This window comes from Streptomyces albireticuli (assembly GCF_002192455.1).
Lineage (GTDB): Bacteria > Actinomycetota > Actinomycetes > Streptomycetales > Streptomycetaceae > Streptomyces > Streptomyces albireticuli_B.
Map to the genome: position 1 here is coordinate 5792324 of NZ_CP021744.1, position 17453 is coordinate 5809776.

At 72.6% G+C, this 17453-nt stretch carries 12 protein-coding genes; 10 read left to right on the top strand and 2 right to left on the bottom strand.

The window, feature by feature from the left end; all coding sequences use genetic code 11:
• The first annotated feature begins 145 nt into the window (after positions 1-145).
• The gene (gene uvrA, locus SMD11_RS25065; protein WP_087928590.1) at positions 146-3259 is read left to right on the top strand and encodes an excinuclease ABC subunit UvrA; all 3114 of its coding nucleotides are present in this window, start codon (positions 146-148) and stop codon (positions 3257-3259) included.
• Between the two features lie 29 nt (positions 3260-3288).
• Here the strand turns inward: uvrA and SMD11_RS25070 are convergent, their stop codons facing one another.
• On the bottom strand, positions 3289-4266 hold the full coding sequence (locus SMD11_RS25070; protein ID WP_087928591.1) for a carbohydrate kinase family protein: 978 nt from the start codon (positions 4264-4266) through the stop codon (positions 3289-3291).
• A gap of 103 nt (positions 4267-4369) precedes the next feature.
• Between SMD11_RS25070 and SMD11_RS25075 the strand changes: the two genes are divergently transcribed.
• Complete coding sequence (locus SMD11_RS25075) at positions 4370-4804, top strand: Rieske (2Fe-2S) protein (RefSeq protein WP_087928592.1); 435 nt, start codon at positions 4370-4372, stop codon at positions 4802-4804.
• A gap of 161 nt (positions 4805-4965) precedes the next feature.
• Here SMD11_RS25075 and SMD11_RS25080 read toward each other — a convergent pair whose 3' ends face one another.
• A complete protein-coding gene (locus tag SMD11_RS25080) occupies positions 4966-5913 on the bottom strand; it encodes a hypothetical protein (RefSeq protein WP_087928593.1) in 948 nt (315 codons plus the stop codon).
• Positions 5914-6142: 229 nt separating this feature from the next.
• Here SMD11_RS25080 and SMD11_RS25085 point away from each other — a divergent pair, with 229 nt between their 5' ends.
• From SMD11_RS25085 to gap, 8 genes are all read left to right on the top strand, one after another.
• The gene (locus tag SMD11_RS25085) at positions 6143-6793 is read left to right on the top strand and encodes a papain-like cysteine protease family protein (RefSeq protein ID WP_087928594.1); all 651 of its coding nucleotides are present in this window, start codon (positions 6143-6145) and stop codon (positions 6791-6793) included.
• Positions 6794-6797: 4 nt separating this feature from the next.
• On the top strand, positions 6798-7694 hold the full coding sequence (locus tag SMD11_RS25090) for a hypothetical protein (protein WP_087928595.1): 897 nt from the start codon (positions 6798-6800) through the stop codon (positions 7692-7694).
• 218 nt (positions 7695-7912) lie between these two features.
• A complete protein-coding gene (uvrC, locus tag SMD11_RS25095; protein ID WP_087928596.1) occupies positions 7913-9931 on the top strand; it encodes an excinuclease ABC subunit UvrC in 2019 nt (672 codons plus the stop codon).
• A gap of 141 nt (positions 9932-10072) precedes the next feature.
• The gene (rapZ, locus tag SMD11_RS25100; RefSeq protein ID WP_199843947.1) at positions 10073-11005 is read left to right on the top strand and encodes an RNase adapter RapZ; all 933 of its coding nucleotides are present in this window, start codon (positions 10073-10075) and stop codon (positions 11003-11005) included.
• Positions 11002-12051 carry a gluconeogenesis factor YvcK family protein gene (locus SMD11_RS25105; protein WP_087928598.1) on the top strand — a complete coding sequence of 350 codons (1050 nt, stop codon included), beginning with the start codon at positions 11002-11004 and terminating at the stop codon, positions 12049-12051. Before rapZ ends, SMD11_RS25105 begins: the two co-directional genes overlap by 4 nt.
• Entirely contained in the window at positions 12042-13049 is a 1008-nt protein-coding gene (whiA, locus tag SMD11_RS25110) for a DNA-binding protein WhiA (RefSeq protein ID WP_030366605.1), read from the top strand. The genes SMD11_RS25105 and whiA overlap by 10 nt, the downstream gene beginning before the upstream one ends.
• 229 nt (positions 13050-13278) lie before the next feature.
• Positions 13279-16254, top strand: a complete 2976-nt coding sequence (locus tag SMD11_RS25115; RefSeq protein WP_087928599.1) for a M14 family metallopeptidase — start codon at positions 13279-13281, stop codon at positions 16252-16254.
• 186 nt (positions 16255-16440) lie between these two features.
• A complete protein-coding gene (gene gap / locus SMD11_RS25120; protein WP_087928600.1) occupies positions 16441-17445 on the top strand; it encodes a type I glyceraldehyde-3-phosphate dehydrogenase in 1005 nt (334 codons plus the stop codon).
• Positions 17446-17453 lie beyond the last annotated feature (8 nt).

Genomic DNA, 17453 nt, shown 5'->3' on the forward strand with positions numbered 1-17453 from the left:
AAGCATGTCGTCTCCGACCGTAATTCGAATGTGCGTGCTATAGGCTCGTGAGTGGCATCGGATCCGACATCCGTGCGGCGCCCCCCATACCCTGGGTGAGGGGTGCGGCGCACCCCCATCGCTCTCAAGAAAGGTGCCGACCGGCGTGGCTGACCGTCTCATCGTCCGTGGCGCTCGCGAGCACAACCTCAAGAACGTCTCGCTCGACCTCCCCCGCGACTCGCTCATCGTCTTCACGGGGCTCTCCGGCTCGGGCAAGTCGTCCCTCGCGTTCGACACGATCTTCGCCGAGGGGCAGCGTCGCTACGTCGAGTCGCTCTCCTCCTACGCACGGCAGTTCCTGGGCCAGATGGACAAGCCCGATGTGGACTTCATCGAGGGCCTGTCCCCGGCCGTCTCCATCGACCAGAAGTCGACCTCGCGCAACCCCCGCTCCACGGTCGGCACCATCACGGAGGTCTACGACTACCTCCGCCTGCTCTTCGCCCGGATCGGCAAGCCGCACTGCCCCGAGTGCGCGAGGCCCATCTCCCGGCAGTCGCCCCAGGCGATCGTGGACAGGGTGCTGGAGCTGCCGGAGGGCAGCCGCTTCCAGGTGCTCTCGCCGCTGGTGCGCGAGCGCAAGGGCGAGTTCGTCGACCTCTTCTCCGACCTCCAGACCAAGGGCTACAGCAGGGCCCGGGTCGACGGCGAGACGGTGCAGCTCACCGACCCGCCCAAGCTCAAGAAGCAGGAGAAGCACACCATCGAGGTGGTCGTCGACCGCCTCACCGTCAAGGACAGCGCCAAGCGCCGGCTGACCGACTCGGTCGAGACCGCCCTCGGCCTCTCCGGCGGCATGGTGATCCTCGACTTCGTCGACCTCCCGGAGGGCGACCCCGAGCGTGAGCGGATGTACTCCGAGCACCTCTACTGCCCGTACGACGACCTCTCCTTCGAGGAGCTGGAGCCGCGCTCCTTCTCCTTCAACTCCCCCTTCGGCGCCTGCCCGGACTGCACCGGCATCGGCACCCGCATGGAGGTCGACCCCGAGCTCATCGTCCCGGACGAGGAGAAGTCCCTCGACGAGGGCGCGATCAACCCCTGGTCGCACGGCCACACCAAGGACTACTTCAGCCGCCTGGTCGGCGCCCTCGCCGACGAGCTGGGCTTCCGCACGGACATCCCCTGGGCCGGCCTGCCGCAGCGCGCCCGCAAGGCCCTGCTGAACGGCCACAAGACCCAGATCGAGGTCCGCTACCGCAACCGCTACGGCCGCGAGCGCGCCTACACCACGGCCTTCGAGGGCGCGGTGCCGTTCGTCAAGCGGCGCCACTCCGAGGCGGAGAGCGACTCCAGCCGGGAGCGCTTCGAGGGCTACATGCGTGAGGTGCCCTGCCCGACCTGTGAGGGCACCCGGCTCAAGCCGATCGTCCTCGCGGTCACCGTGCAGGGCCGGTCCATCGCCGAGGTCGCCGCGATGTCGATCAGCGAATGCGCCGACTTCCTGCGGGACATGAAGCTCACCGGCCGCGAGAAGAAGATCGCCGAGCGGGTCCTCAAGGAGGTCAACGAACGCCTGAAGTTCCTGGTCGACGTCGGCCTGGACTACCTCTCGCTCAACCGCGCGGCCGGCACCCTCTCCGGCGGCGAGGCCCAGCGCATCCGGCTCGCCACCCAGATCGGCTCCGGCCTCGTCGGCGTGCTCTACGTCCTGGACGAGCCCTCCATCGGCCTCCACCAGCGCGACAACCACCGTCTCATCGAGACCCTCGTCCGCCTGCGCGACATGGGCAACACCCTGATCGTCGTCGAGCACGACGAGGACACCATCAAGGTCGCCGACTGGGTCGTGGACATCGGCCCCGGCGCGGGCGAGCACGGCGGCAAGGTGGTGCACAGCGGTCCCTTGGCGGAGCTGCTGAGCAACGAGGAGTCGATGACCGGGCACTACCTCTCCGGCAGGAAGGCCATCGCCACGCCGGACCTCCGCCGCCCGGTGAACGGGAGCCGCCGGATCACGGTCCGCGGCGCCCGGGAGAACAACCTCCAGGACATCGACGTCTCCTTCCCGCTCGGCGTGCTCACGGCCGTCACGGGCGTCTCGGGCTCCGGCAAGTCCACGCTGGTCAACGACATCCTTTACACCCACCTGGCCCGCGAGCTCAACGGCGCCCGCACCGTCCCCGGCCGCCACACCCGGGTCGACGGCGACGACCTCGTCGACAAGGTCGTCCACGTCGACCAGTCGCCCATCGGCCGTACGCCGCGCTCCAACCCCGCGACGTACACCGGGGTCTTCGACCACGTCCGCAAGCTCTTCGCGGAGACCATGGAGGCGAAGGTCCGCGGTTATCTGCCCGGCCGCTTCTCCTTCAACGTCAAGGGCGGCCGCTGCGAGAACTGCTCCGGTGACGGCACCATCAAGATCGAGATGAACTTCCTGCCGGACGTCTACGTCCCGTGCGAGGTCTGTCACGGTGCCCGCTACAACCGCGAGACCCTGGAGGTGCACTACAAGGGCAAGTCCATCGCCGAGGTGCTGGACATGCCCATCGAGGAGGCGCTCGGCTTCTTCGAGGCCGTGCCCACCATCGCCCGCCACCTGCGCACCCTGCACGAGGTCGGCCTCGGGTACGTCCGCCTCGGCCAGTCCGCGCCGACGCTCTCCGGCGGCGAGGCGCAGCGTGTGAAGCTCGCCAGCGAGCTCCAGAAGCGCTCGACGGGCCGCACGGTCTACGTGCTGGACGAGCCCACCACGGGTCTGCACTTCGAGGACATCAGCAAGCTGATCTCCGTGCTGTCCGGCCTGGTCGACAAGGGCAACACCGTCATCGTCATCGAGCACAACCTCGATGTGATCAAGACCGCCGACTGGGTCGTCGACATGGGTCCCGAGGGCGGCAGCGGCGGTGGCCTGGTCGTCGCCGAGGGCACGCCCGAGGAGGTCGCGGCGGTCCCGGACAGCCACACCGGGAAGTTCCTCCGGGAGCTGCTGGGGGAGCGCGTCAGTGACGCGGAGCCCGTGCGCAAGGCGGCTCCGAAGACGGCGCGGAAGGCGGTCTCGAAGGCGGCCAAGCCGACGAGGACGGTCGCCACGAAGGCGGTCGCCCCGAAGACGACGGCTTCGAAGTCCGCGGCGAAGTCCTCGGCCTCGAAGACCACCGCCTCGAAGTCCACGGCTTCGAAGACGGCGGCATCGAAGACGGCCGCCACGAAGAAGGCCCCGGCCAAGAAGGCGGCCGTGAAGAAGACGGCCTCCCGGGCCAAGCGCGCCTGAGCGGACGGCACCGCCGCCCGGTGGTGCCCTCAGCCGCCGGACGGGCTCGGTCCCGAGCCCGTCCGGCGGTCCGCCGGCGCCGCCTCCGCCGCGTACGGCGGCTCCGCGCCCGCCCGGGAGCAGGTGAGCGCCGCCGCTCGGGCCGCGAAGGCCAGGATGTCCCGCCAGGCCGGCCCGTCCAGGGCGGCGAGCCCGCCGGGCGACAGCGCGCCGAGGGCCGCCAGCCGGTGCAGCAGCGCCGCGTTCACGGTGTCACCGGCCCCGATCGTGTCCACCACCTCCACCCGCTCCGCGGGCACGCGGTGCGCCCCGCCGCCGGTGTGGACGGACAGCCCCTCCCCGCCGTGCGTGAGGACCACCGCCGCCGGGCCCGCGGCCAGCCACTCCTCGGGCGAACCGCCCAGCCAGCGGGCGTCCTCCGCCGACAGCTTCAGCAGCGTCACATGCGGCAGCCACGCCCGGAACCGTGCCCGGTAGGCGTCCGCGTCCGGGATCAGACCCGCGCGGATGTTCGGGTCGAGGAGGGTGAACAGCCCCCGCCCCGCCTCCCGCCGCAGCAGCGCCTCGTACGCGCTCGCGCCCGGCTCCAGCACCAGCGAGACCGTCCCCAGGCACAGCGCCGTCGCCGCGTCCGGCAGCGGCCCCGGCAGCGTGAAGAGCCGGTCCGCGGTGCCCTGGGCGTAGAAGCCGTAGCCCGCCGAGCCGTCCGCGCCGATGCCGGCCACCGCGAGCGTGGTGGGCTCGGGCCCCCGCTCCACCAGCGAGACGTCCACCCCCGCCGCCCGCAGGCCGTCCAGCAGCGCCTCGCCGAACCCGTCCGACGACACCCGGGAGACGAAGGCGGTGGCCGACCCGAGCCGGCCGAGCGCCACCGCGGTGTTGTACGGGCCGCCGCCGCGCCGGGGCAGCAGCGCCGGCAGCGCGCCGCCGGGGCCGGCGGCCGGCCGGGGTCCCCGGTGCCTGTCCGGCACCAGGTCGATCAGGGCTTCTCCGGCTACGACGATCACGAGGGGAGTCCTCTCTCCGGCCCGGGGCGCTGAGCGGAATGCAGGGTACCGGTAGGGTCGACGGGTCGTACCCGCGCATCAGCAGCTCATCGTTGGAGCCTCCATGACCAGCCCCTCGGGCCCCCTCTCCTCCCGCCGGACCGTGCTGCGCGGAGCGGCGCTGGCCGGTGCCGCCGGACTGGGCGCCGCGGCCTGCACGGGCGGGAAGGAGACGCCCAAGGCGTCCGTCACGCCGACGGCCCCGGTGGACCTGGGCGCGCCGGACGAGGTGCCGGTCGGCGGGGCGCGGCTCTACCGCGAGGAGCGCCTGCTGGTCTCGCGGTCGGCCCAGGGGGAGTACAAGGCGTTCAGCGCGGTGTGCACGCACGCGGGCTGTGTCATGACCAAGGTGCAGGACGGCGAGGCCAGTTGCCCCTGCCACGGCAGCAAGTTCGACGTGAACACCGGCAAGGTCCTGCGGGGCCCGGCGGGCGCGCCGCTGCCGGACGTGCCCGTCAAGGTCACCGGGGGCAAGCTGATCGCGGGCCCGGACGCCTGAGGCCTACGGGCGGTCCCGGGGCGCGGTCCGTCACGATCAGCGGCCCGTCGTGACCGGCGGCCCGTCGTGACCGGCGATCCGTCACGATCAGCGATCCGTCACGATCGGCGGCCCGTCACGTCAGAGGCCGTCACGCCGACGGCCGTCACCTCGGCGGCCTGTCACGTCCAGTCCCAGGAGATCCCCAGGATCCCCGGGCGCACCGCGGGTTCCACCAGGTGGACGCCCCGGTGCCGGCCCGCGAGGGTCAGGTCCTGCTGCGCGGTGCGCGGCGCCGTGGCGGAGGCCCGGGCGAAGCGGCGGCAGCGCACCGGCAGGGCCGCGTTGTCGAAGCGCACCTGGAGGACGTACTGCCCGCCGGCGAAGCTGAAGCCCCGGATGTACTCGCCGCTCGGGCCGCCGGTGCCGTCGTCGAAGCCGTAGCCGAAGACATAGGTCTCCCCGGCGCGCAGCCGGGTGTCGAAGAGCAGCTCGGCGACGAGGACGCCCGACCCGGAGTGCCACCGCACCCGCCCCACGCGGCAGTTCTCGTTCGCCCGTACGGTCACCCGCCCGGGGTCGCACCCGGAGTCGCCGTGGTGGATGGCCACATAGCGGTCCACGCCGTCGCGGTGCGCGCGCACGACGTGCTGGGAGTCGCGGCCGCTGAGCGCGCGGTCCGGCCCGATGAAGACCCGTTCCAGGTGGCAGACCGTGTGCAGTCCGCCGTCGGCCGGTGACTCCAGCTCCGTGAGCAGCCGTTCCAGGGCGCGGGACTCCTCGACGAGGAGGCGGTACGAGCGCGCGGCGGGCCGCTCGGTCTCCGGGGACGGGCCCGCCGGCTCCAGCAGCCGGGTCAGGGCCTGCGCGGGCAGGTCCAGCACGTCCTCCAGCATTCGCACGGCCCGCAGCGACTCCGGCCGCTGGGGTCTTCGCGCGCCCTGCTGCCAGTAGCTCAGGCTGGTCACGCCCACCCGCACCCCGCGCTGCGCGAGCCGGTGCTGCACCCGGTGCAGGGCGAGGCCGCGCGCGGTCAGCGCGGTCCGCAGCGCCAGGTGGAAGGGGCCCGTGCGCAGGGCCCGTGCCAGCTCGGCCTCGGCCTCGGCGGCCTGTGTGCCGGTCCGTCCCATCCGGATCGCCCCTCTGTGAATATTCACAAGCGGTGAATACGGCGCGGCCTGCCGGACCGCTGTGATCCTTTTCGGCGGGCACCGGACGTTCACATCCGGTACGCGTTGTTCACACCGGCGGCTCACCCAGCATTGAAGCCTGTTGACCGGTCACTGACAACACCGCGATGCTCCTGACCAGCGTCCGGACGCGCCTCCACCAGCACCCCCCGCCTCGGGAGGAACGTCCATGTCCCGTGCATCGGCACAACTGAACAGCACCGGAAAGACCCGGATACGCGGCAGACGGCTCGCCGTCACCCTGTCCGCGGCCCTGACCGCCACCGCGCTGCTCGCCGTCCCCACCACGGCGAGCGCCGCGACGGCCGACGGGCCGGGCCTGCTCGCGTCGAAGAAGCTCAACATCACCATGCAGGCCCAGCAGAAGACCAACTGGTGCTGGGCCGGCGCCGGCAACACCATCGCCACCTGGTTCGGGCGGAACTACAGCCAGAACCAGTTCTGCAACGCCGCCTTCAACCGGCAGCAGGGCACCGAATGCCCCAACAACCAGGCCACCCTGGGCAATGTGCAGAACGCCCTGGACTGGGCGGGCATCAACTCCGGCTCGTACGTCACCGGCTGGCTGCGCTACCCCACCGTGCAGAGCGAGATCAGCGCCAACCGGCCGATCGAGACCCGTATCCAGTGGGCGTCCGGCGGTGGTCACATGCACACCGTCTACGGCTACGACGACGCCAACAGCTGGGTCTACTGGGGCGACCCCTGGCCCTCCAACGACCGCTACAACTGGGCCTCGCACGCCTGGTACGTGGGCGGCCGCAACAGCGGCAACTCGGAGTTCACCTGGACCCACTCGCTCTACCGGATCGGAGCGTGAGGTCATGACCCGCACCGGTACCCCCGCACCCGTCCCCGCGCCCGTATCCGCCGGGCACTGCCGGAAGAACGCCGCCCGCGCGGCCGCCGCCGGCGCCCTCACCGCCGCCTTCCTCGGCCTCGCGCCCCTGGCCCACGCGGCACAGCCCGTACCGCCGGCCCCCGCGGCCCCGTCGGGCGCCGGAGTCGCCGAGGCCCACGAGGCGGCGACGGCCCCCACGACCCTCGACACCCTCTCCCGCTTCTTCGCCCGCGACGGCGCGATCGCCAAGGCGAAGGCACGGCCGGTGATCGACGGCGCGACCGTGCCCGTCTACACGCTCGCCCCCGAGTTCGTGGCCGGCCGCACCGGCGTCCCCGTGGCCACGCTCGACTTCCTCGCCAGCAAGGCGGTCTCGGCCGACGGGCAGAAGGCCTCCGTCTGGACGGCGCGGGCCGGCGACGCGTGGAAGGTCGTGAACATCGCCACCGGCGACGACGAGACCCGCTACGCCGCCGAGGGCGCCCGCAGGCTCGGCGGGGGCACCGTCTTCCGCGAGCCGCAGATCGACGCCTGGTACGTCCAGCGCGGCGACCGGGTCCTGCCGCTCGACGAGGACGCCACCCGCGCCATCGGGGCCGGGGGCACCAGCCTCGCGCGCTACCAGGCCCGCGTGCACAAGGAGTACGGCGACAAGCTGCCCGGCTCCGCCTACGAGAAGAAGGGCCTCGCCGGCGGCTACGGGAAGGACGCCGCCCCGGCGGCGGAGGGCCGCGCCCCCGCCGCGGACACCGCCGCCACGGCCGCCGCGCGCACGGACGGCGACGGCCCGCTGGACCCGGGCACCGCCGCGGCGGCCACCGGGGGCGTCCTGGCCCTCGGCGCCACCGCCCTGGTGATCCGCCGGAGGCGGCGCGGCTGAGCACGGCGGCCCCTGACCAGGGCCGCCACCGGGGGTGACCCCACGACGCCCCCGCCCCGGCCCCCGGCACCCACCGCCGGGGGCCGGAAGGCGCCGCCGCGCCCCGGAAGAGGCGCTCACCCCGGCGGCGCCCGCCGGGCCTTCCGTACCGGGCGCCCCGGCTCCGCCGGACCGGCTCGGCGATGGAGTTGTCACTGCCCGCAAGTAGGGTGTGTGACATGGCCGACCCCAGCAGCTACCGACCCAAGCCGGGACAGATCCCCGACTCGCCGGGGGTCTACAAATTCCGTGACGAGCACGGCCGCGTGATCTACGTCGGGAAGGCGAAGAGCCTGCGCCAGCGGCTCTCCTCGTACTTCCAGGACCTCGCCGGCCTGCACCCGCGCACCCGCACCATGGTCACCACGGCCGCCGCCGTCGAGTGGACCGTCGTCTCCACCGAGGTCGAGGCGCTCCAGCTCGAATACTCCTGGATCAAGGAGTACGACCCGCGCTTCAACGTCAAGTACCGGGACGACAAGAGCTATCCCTCCCTCGCCGTCACCATGGGCGAGGAGTTCCCCCGCGTCCAGGTCATGCGCGGCCCCAAGAAGAAGGGCGTGCGCTACTTCGGCCCGTACGCCCACGCCTGGGCGATCCGCGAGACCGTCGACCTGATGCTCCGCGTCTTCCCCGTCCGGACCTGCTCGGCCGGGGTGTTCAAGCGCTCCGCCCAGATCGGCCGCCCCTGCCTGCTCGGCTACATCGGCAAGTGCTCCGCCCCCTGCGTCGGCCGGGTGAGCGCCGAGGAGCACCGCGAACTGGCCGAGGAGTTCTGCGACTTCATGGCCGGCCGCACCGGCGCCTACCTCCGCCGCCTGGAGCAGGCGATGCGCGAGGCCGCCGAGGAGATGGAGTACGAGAAGGCGGCCCGGCTGCGCGACGACATAGAGGCCCTCCGCCGCGCCATGGAGAAGAACGCCGTCGTCCTGGCCGACGCCACCGACGCCGATCTGATCGCCGTCGCGGAGGACGAACTGGAGGCCGCCGTCCAGATCTTCCACGTGCGCGGCGGCCGGGTGCGCGGCCAGCGCGGCTGGGTGACGGACAAGGTGGAGGCCGTCGACACCGCGGGCCTCGTCGAGCACGCCCTCCAGCAGCTCTACGGCGAGGAGAAGGGCGACGCGGTCCCCAAGGAGGTCCTCGTCCCCGCCCTGCCGGATCCCGTCGGGCCCGTCACCCAGTGGCTCACCGAGCGCCGCGGCGCCCGGGTCGACCTGCGCATCCCGCAGCGCGGCGACAAGAAGGACCTGATGGCCACGGTCCAGCGCAACGCCCAGCATGCCCTCGTCCTGCACAAGACCAAGCGCGCCTCCGACCTGACGACCCGCTCCCGCGCCCTGGAGGAGATCGCGGAGGCCCTCGGCCTGGACTCCGCGCCGCTGCGCATCGAGTGCTTCGACATCTCCCACCTCCAGGGCCAGGACGTCGTCGCGTCCATGGTCGTCTTCGAGGACGGCCTCGCCCGCAAGAGCGAGTACCGCCGCTTCCAGATCAAGTCCTTCGCCGGCCAGGACGACGTCCGGTCCATGCACGAGGTCGTCTCCCGCCGCTTCCGCCGCTATCTCACGGAGAAGGTGCGGACGGGGGAGTGGCAGGAAGGCGCGGAAGAGGCGGAAGGGACGGACGAGGCGGCGGACGGCGCCGGAGGCGTCGCCCCCGGCGAGGCCCGGGAGGACGACGGCCGCCCCAAGCGCTTCGCCTACCCCCCGCAGCTCGTCGTGGTCGACGGCGCCGGCCCGCAGGTGGCCGCCGCCCGCCGGGCGCTCGACGAGCTGGGCATCAGCGACGTCGCCGTCTGCGGCCTCGCCAAGCGCCTGGAGGAGGTCTGGCTGCCCGGCGACGAGGACCCCGTCGTCCTGCCGCGCAGCAGCGAGGGCCTCTACCTCCTCCAGCGCGTGCGCGACGAGGCGCACCGCTTCGCCATCGCCTACCAGCGGGGCAAGCGCACCGGAGTCCTGAAGGCCGGCCCCCTCGACGCCGTGCCCGGCCTCGGCGACACGCGCAAGAAGGCCCTGCTCAAGCACTTCGGCTCGGTCAAGCGGCTGCGCGCCGCGACGGTCGAGCAGATCTGCGAGACACCCGGCATCGGCCGGAAGACGGCGGAGACCGTCGCGGCGGCGCTCGCCGCCGCGGCACCGCCCGCGCCCGCGGTCAACACCGCGACTGGCGAGATCATGGACGATGCGGAGGAATGATGGACGGGGACACGCGCGGCCCGGCCGCCGCCGGCGTCACGTACGCCCGGCAGCCGGCGTTCGGGCCCCGGACACCGGGAGACCGCAGTATGGAGGACGGGGCCGCGACCGCGGCACCGTCGGCAGAACGGGGGTAGCAGCATGACCGGGACCGACCGAGACGGAGCACAGGTGAGTACGGGCACGACGGCGGACGCGGCCGCCGAGACGACGGGCATCCCCGAACTGGTGATCATCTCCGGCATGTCGGGGGCGGGCCGCAGCACCGCCGCCAAGTGCCTGGAGGACCTCGGCTGGTTCGTCGTGGACAATCTGCCGCCCGCCCTGATCCCCACCATGGTGGACCTCGGCGCCCGCTCGCAGGGCAACGTGGCCCGGATCGCCGTGGTCGTGGACGTCCGCGGTCGGCGCTTCTTCGACAACCTCCGGGAGTCCCTCGCCGACCTGGCCGCCAAGAAGGTCAAGCGGCGCGTGATCTTCCTGGAGGCCTCCGACGACGCCCTGGTGCGCCGCTTCGAGTCCGTGCGCCGCCCGCACCCGCTCCAGGGCTCCGGGCGCATCGTCGACGGCATCGCCGCCGAGCGCGACCTGCTGCGCGAGCTGCGCGGCGACGCCGACCTGGTGATCGACACCTCCAGCCTCAACGTCCACGAACTGCGCGCCAAGATGGACGCCCAGTTCGCCGGCGAGGAGGAGCCGGAGCTCCGCGCCACCGTCATGTCCTTCGGCTACAAGTACGGCCTGCCCGTCGACGCCGACCTCGTGGTGGACTGCCGCTTCCTGCCCAACCCGCACTGGGTCCCGGAGCTGCGCCCCTTCACCGGGCTCAACGAGGAGGTCTCGGGCTATGTCTTCAACCAGCCCGGCGCCAAGGAGTTCCTCGACCGCTACACCGAGCTGCTCCAGCTGATCGCCGCGGGCTACCGCCGCGAGGGCAAGCGCTACGTGACCATCGCCGTCGGCTGCACCGGCGGCAAGCACCGCTCCGTGGCGATGTCCGAGAAGCTCGCCCACCGCCTGGTCTCCGAGGGTGTCGAGACCGTCGTCGTCCACCGGGACATGGGGCGCGAGTGACCGGCCGCACGTTCGGGCTGCGCCGGGGCCGCCGCCTGGCCCCCGCCCGCGCCACCGGGCGGGGCGGCCGCGTCGGCCGCGGCGCGCAGCCCAAGGTCGTCGCCCTCGGCGGCGGCCACGGCCTGTCCGCGTCGCTGACCGCGCTGCGCCGGATCACCGGCGACCTGACGGCCGTCGTCACCGTCGCCGACGACGGCGGCTCCAGCGGCCGGCTCCGCGACGAGCTGGGCGTGCTGCCCCCGGGCGACCTGCGCAAGGCGCTCGCCGCCCTGTGCGGCGACGACGACTGGGGCCAGACCTGGGCCCGGGTGATCAAGCACCGCTTCGCCAGCGAGGGCGACCTGCACGGCCACGCCGTCGGCAATCTGCTGATCGTCGCCCTCTGGGAGCAGCTCGGCGACCACGTCCAGGCCCTGGACCTGGTCGGCAAGCTCCTCGGCGCGCACGGCCGGGTGCTCCCCATGTCCGCGGTGCCGCTGGAGCTCCAGGCGCTCGTCCGGGGCCACGACCCCGCCGAGCCCGAGGCCCTCAGCACCGTCCGGGGCCAGGCCACCGTGGCGCTCACCCCCGGTGAGGTGCAGTCCGTGCACGTCGTGCCGGAGGACCCGCCGGCGGTCCCCGAGGCCGTCGCCGCGGTCCTGGACGCCGACTGGGTGGTGCTCGGTCCGGGCTCCTGGTTCTCGTCCGTCATCCCGCACCTTCTGGTGCCCGAGCTGCTCGAAGCGCTCCAGGAGACCAAGGCCCGGCGGGTCCTCTCGCTGAACCTCGCGCCCCAGCCCGGTGAAACCGATGGCTTCTCCCCGCAGCGTCATTTGGAGGTTTTGGCCCGACACGCCCCTAAACTCGCCCTGGACGTGGTGCTGGCCGACGAGGCCGCCGTGCCCGACCGCGAGAGCCTCACCGATGCCGCCAAGCGGCTGGGGGCCGCGGTCGAGCTGGCGCCGGTCGCCGCGCCCGACGGCTCCCCGACCCATGACCCGGAGCTGTTGGCCGCCGCGTACGACCGTATTTTTCGGATGCATGGAAGGATCGGCCCATGGCGATGACGGCAGCGGTGAAGGATGAAATCTCCCGGCTCCCCGTCACCCGGACCTGCTGCCGGAAAGCGGAGGTCTCGGCGATCCTGCGGTTCGCGGGCGGTCTGCACCTGGTCAGCGGGCGCATCGTGATCGAGGCGGAGCTGGACACCGGGATCGCCGCCCGGCGGCTCCGCAAGGACATCCTGGAGATCTTCGGACACGCCTCCGACCTGGTGGTGATGGCCCCCGGCGGGCTGCGCCGCGGCAGCCGGTACGTGGTGCGGGTGGTGGCGGGCGGTGACCAGCTCGCGCGCCAGACCGGCCTGGTCGACGGCCGCGGCCGGCCGATCCGTGGCCTGCCACCCCAGGTCGTCTCCGGTGCCACCTGCGACGCGGAGGCCGCCTGGCGCGGTGCCTTCCTGGCCCACGGCTCGCTCACCGAGCCCGGCCGCTCGTCCTCCCTGGAGGTCACCTGCCCGGGGCCCGAGGCGGCGCTCGCCCTGGTCGGCGCCGCCCGCCGGCTCCAGATCGCGGCCAAGGCGCGCGAGGTGCGCGGAGTGGACCGGGTGGTCGTCCGGGACGGTGACGCGATCGGCGCGCTGTTGACGCGACTGGGCGCGCACGAGTCGGTGCTCGCCTGGGAGGAGCGGCGGATGCGCCGCGAGGTGCGGGCCACGGCCAACCGCCTCGCCAATTTCGACGACGCCAATCTGCGCCGCTCGGCCCGCGCCGCCGTCGCCGCCGGCGCCCGGGTCCAGCGCGCGCTGGAGATCCTCGGCGAGGAGGTGCCCGAGCACCTCGCCGCCGCGGGCCGGCTGCGCATGGAGCACAAGCAGGCCTCCCTGGAGGAGCTGGGCGCCCTCGCCGACCCGCCGCTGACCAAGGACGCCGTCGCCGGCCGCATCCGGCGCCTGCTGGCCATGGCCGACAAGCGTGCCCAGGACCTGGGCATCCCCGGCACCGAGTCCAATCTGTCGGACCTCTCGGACCTCTCCGAGGAGATGGCCGAGGGCATGGCGGGCTGACCCTGCCCGCGAGACCGTCCCCGGCCCGGCCGCCCCCCGCCCGGTGGCGGCGGCCACGGTCCGTACCGGCGTCACCCGATGTCACCGCCCTCGGCGCCCCGCGCGCCGGGGGCGGTTCCGCGTCAACGGGCCGATTCCGTCCCCCCTTGAGGCGGTATTGACATGATCATGTGGACTCGCCAGCCTGGCGTCCGTGCAGGGACGGGACAGACAACGGCAAGGGGGGCTCATGAGACGCAGGGCGAGATCGCTCGTCGCGGCCGCTTCGCTGTTACTCGGCGGACTGGCCATGGCACCCATCGCACAGGCGCAACCCGGCAGCACGGCGGCCACGGCCGGGAACACGGCGAAGGACACGGGACCGCTCTCCGTGTGGACCGCCGAGGTCGGCGCCGCCCAGATCCCGCTGCTCCTCAAGGCGGGCGTCGACGGGCACGAACTCGGCGAGCGGATCACCGCCGGCCGTACCGCGCCGGTCGAGGTGCACCTCACCGCGGGCCAGGCCGGCACGCTCCGCCGGCAGGGCGTGGAGCTCACCGAGAAGAAGATCTCCGCCAAGACCCAGGAGCGCCTCAAGGCCGAGGGCGACGGCGTCTTCCGCCCGTACAGCGGTGAGCGCGGCCTCCAGCGGGAGATCAAGGACACCGCCCGCGCCCACCCCGGCCTGACCAAGGTCGTCAGCATCGGCAAGACCGTGCGCGGCCAGGACATCCTCGCCGTGAAGGTCACCAAGGACGCCCGCCGCACCGGCGACGGCGACCGGCCCGCGGTGCTCTACATGTCCAACCAGCACGCCCGCGAGTGGATCACGCCGGAGATGACGCGGCGGCTGTTCCACCACTACCTCGACAACTACGGCAAGGACGAGCGGATCACCCGCCTGGTGGACCGCACCGAGCTGTGGTTCCTGCTCTCCGCCAACCCGGACGGCTACGACTACACCTTCCAGGGGCCGGGCACCCGGCTGTGGCGCAAGAACCTCCGGGACAACGACGGCGACGGCAGGATCGCCCCGGGCGACGGCGTCGACCTCAACCGCAACTTCCCCTACAAGTGGGGCTACGACAACGAGGGCTCGTCCCCCCGCCCGGCCTCCGAGACCTACCGCGGCCCGGCCGCCGCCTCCGAACCGGAGACCCGGGCCCTCGACGCCTTCCAGAAGCGCCTCCACTTCCGCACCGCCGTCAACTACCACTCGGCCGCCGAACTGATCCTCTACGGGGTCGGCTGGCAGGTCGCCACGCCCACCCCGGACGACACCGTCTACCGCGCGCTCGCGGGCACCCCGGAGAAGCCCGCGATCCCCGGCTACCGCCCCCAGCTCTCCTCCGAGCTCTACGTCACCAACGGCGAGGCCGACGGCCACGCGGCCAACGTCAACGGCACGATGATGTTCACCCCGGAGATGTCGACCTGCCAGACCGTCTCCCGCATCGACCCGAACGACGCCTGGAACCCGGCCGACTGCCGCTCCTCCTTCACCTTCCCGGACGACGAGAAGCTGATCCAGCAGGAGTTCGCCAAGAACATCCCCTTCGCGCTGTCCGTCGCCGAGAGCGCCGCCCGTCCCGACACCCCGGCCTCCAGCGTCGGAATCACCACCCCCGACTTCACCCCCGACACCTTCACGACCTCCTACGCGCGGGGCGAGGAGCAGCAGGTCGCCGTCACCGCCCGCAAGAGCCTTCGCGACAAGCTCCTCAACTACCGTGTGAACGGCGGCCGTACGCACACCGAGGAACTGGAGGCCTGGGAGGGCGGCGACCGGTTCGGCGGCGAGGACAACCTCCAGTACGACCAGTACCGCGCCTACGTCGAGGGCGCCGACGCCGGCTCCACCGTCGAGGTCTGGTTCACCGGCCGCACCCGCGAGGGTAGGCGCACGGCCAGCGAGCCCTTCACCTACACCGTGGCCGAGCGTCCGCGCACCGACACCCTGGTCCTCGCCGACGAGGGCGGCACCGCCCCGTCCGCCCACCTCGACGCCTACACCCGGGCCCTCGCCGACAACGGGCGCAAGGCCGCGGTCTGGGACGTGGCGAGGAACGGCGCGCCGCACGCGCTCGGCGTGCTCGGCAACTTCACGACAGTCGTCTGGTACTCCGGTACGAACAAGCCCGGCGGCGACACCCTGCTCGCCGTGCGCGCCTTCCTCAACGAGGGCGGCAAGCTCGTCACCGCGGGCACCGAGGCGGGCGGCGGCGCCCGGATCGGCCCCGCCGAGTCCAACGACTTCAGCCAGTACTACCTGGGCGCGAGCGGGCGGGTCGGCCACCCGGCGCCGCCGCGCTTCACCGGCGCGGGCAAGCTCGCCGGGACCACGGCGGGCCTGGCCGGCACCACCGCGGGCACCCCGCTCGCCACGGCCGGCTCCTACAGCTCCGTCTCGGACGACCTGCCGCCCGAGACCTTCCCGCAGTTCCGCAGCGAGCCCGCCGGCGAGTACACCGGCGGCGCGCGGTCACCCTTCCAGCCGTACGAAGGCGACTGGATGGCCGCCGCCCGCCACCAGGACAACGCCTGGATGCGGCTGACGCGCACCGTCGACCTGACCGGGGCCGGCGCCGCGGACAAGCCGAGCCTGGGCGTCCGGCTCAGCCCCGACACCGAGCAGGGGTACGACCACGCCGTCCTGGAGGCCCGCACCGCGGGCCAGGACGACTGGACCACCCTCCCGGACACGGCCGGCGGCACCGGGCGGACGGTGCCCACCGACTGCGCCGCCGCCCTCCGGCTGCACCCCGCCCTCGCCCACTACCTGACCGTCCGCGACGACGGCTGCGCGCCCCAGGGCACCACGGGCGCCTGGCACAGCTTCACCGGACCCACCACCGGATGGCGGCAGGCCGCCTTCGACCTGAGCCCCTACGCGGGGAAGAAGGCCGAGCTGGCCCTGTCGTACCTCACCGACCCGGGTGACGGAGGCCGTGGCGTCCTCGCCGACAGCGCCACCCTCACCGTCGGCGGCGCCGCCCGGGACACCGAGGGCTTCGAGACCTCCCTCGGCCCCTGGTCGGCGGCGGGCCCGCCCGCCGGCAGCCCCGCGAAGACCGGTGACTGGGCGCGGTCGCAGGCGATCGCCCGCTTCTCCGCGGCCGTCACCACGCGTGACACCGCGCTGCTGGGCTTCGGTCTGGAGCACGTCCCGGACGCCCGGGAACGCGCCACGCTCCTCGGCGCGGCCCTGCGCGCCATCGGCGGCTGACACCCGCCACCGCGCGGCCCGGGACACCCCGTCCCGAGGCCGCGCAATTGTGCCTGAGGCCGCCCACTTGTGCAAGACCCTTCAATGTCACATACCCCTCTACTTAGAGGTAGGGTCGTTGGTGGTCGGGGACTTCCCATACAGCCGCCGGCGGACAGACCGGCAAACCAACGAGGAGATCGGTTCGTGACGATCCGCGTAGGCATCAACGGCTTTGGCCGTATCGGTCGTAACTACTTCCGCGCGCTGCTGGAGCAGGGTGCGGACATCCAGATCGTCGGTGTCAACGACCTGACCGACAACGCCACCCTGGTCCACCTGCTGAAGTACGACACCATCCTGGGTCGTCTGAAGCACGAGGTCAGCCACACCGACGACTCGATCACCGTCGGTTCCATGACCTTCAAGACGATGGCCGAGCGCGACCCCGCCAACCTGCCCTGGGGCGAGCTGGGCGCCGACATCGTCATCGAGTCCACCGGCATCTTCACCAAGAAGGCCGACGCCGCGAAGCACCTCGCGGCCGGCGCCAAGAAGGTCCTGATCTCCGCGCCCGCCAAGGACGAGGACATCACGATCGTCATGGGCGTCAACCAGGAGAAGTACGACGCGGCCAACCACCACGTCATCTCCAACGCCTCCTGCACCACCAACTGTGTGGCGCCGATGGCCAAGGTTCTCGACGAGAACTTCGGCATCGTCAAGGGCATGATGACCACGGTCCACGCGTACACCAACGACCAGCGGATCCTGGACTTCCCGCACTCCGACCTGCGCCGCGCCCGCGCCGCCGCGGAGAACATCATCCCGACCTCCACCGGTGCCGCCAAGGCCACCGCGCTGGTCCTCCCGCAGCTGAAGGGCAAGCTGGACGGCATCGCCATGCGCGTCCCGGTCCCCACCGGCTCGGTCACCGACCTGGTTCTCGAGCTCGACCGCGAGACCAGCAAGGAAGAGATCAACGCCGCCTTCCAGAAGGCCGCCGAGGGTCAGCTCAAGGGCGTCCTGGAGTACACCGAGGACGCGATCGTCTCCTCCGACATCGTGAACTGGCCGGCCTCCTGCACCTTCGACTCGTCCCTGACCATGGTCCAGGGCAACCAGGTCAAGGTCGTCGGCTGGTACGACAACGAGTGGGGCTACTCCAACCGCCTGGTCGACCTGACCGTCTTCGTCGGCGGCCAGCTCTGATCGTTCCC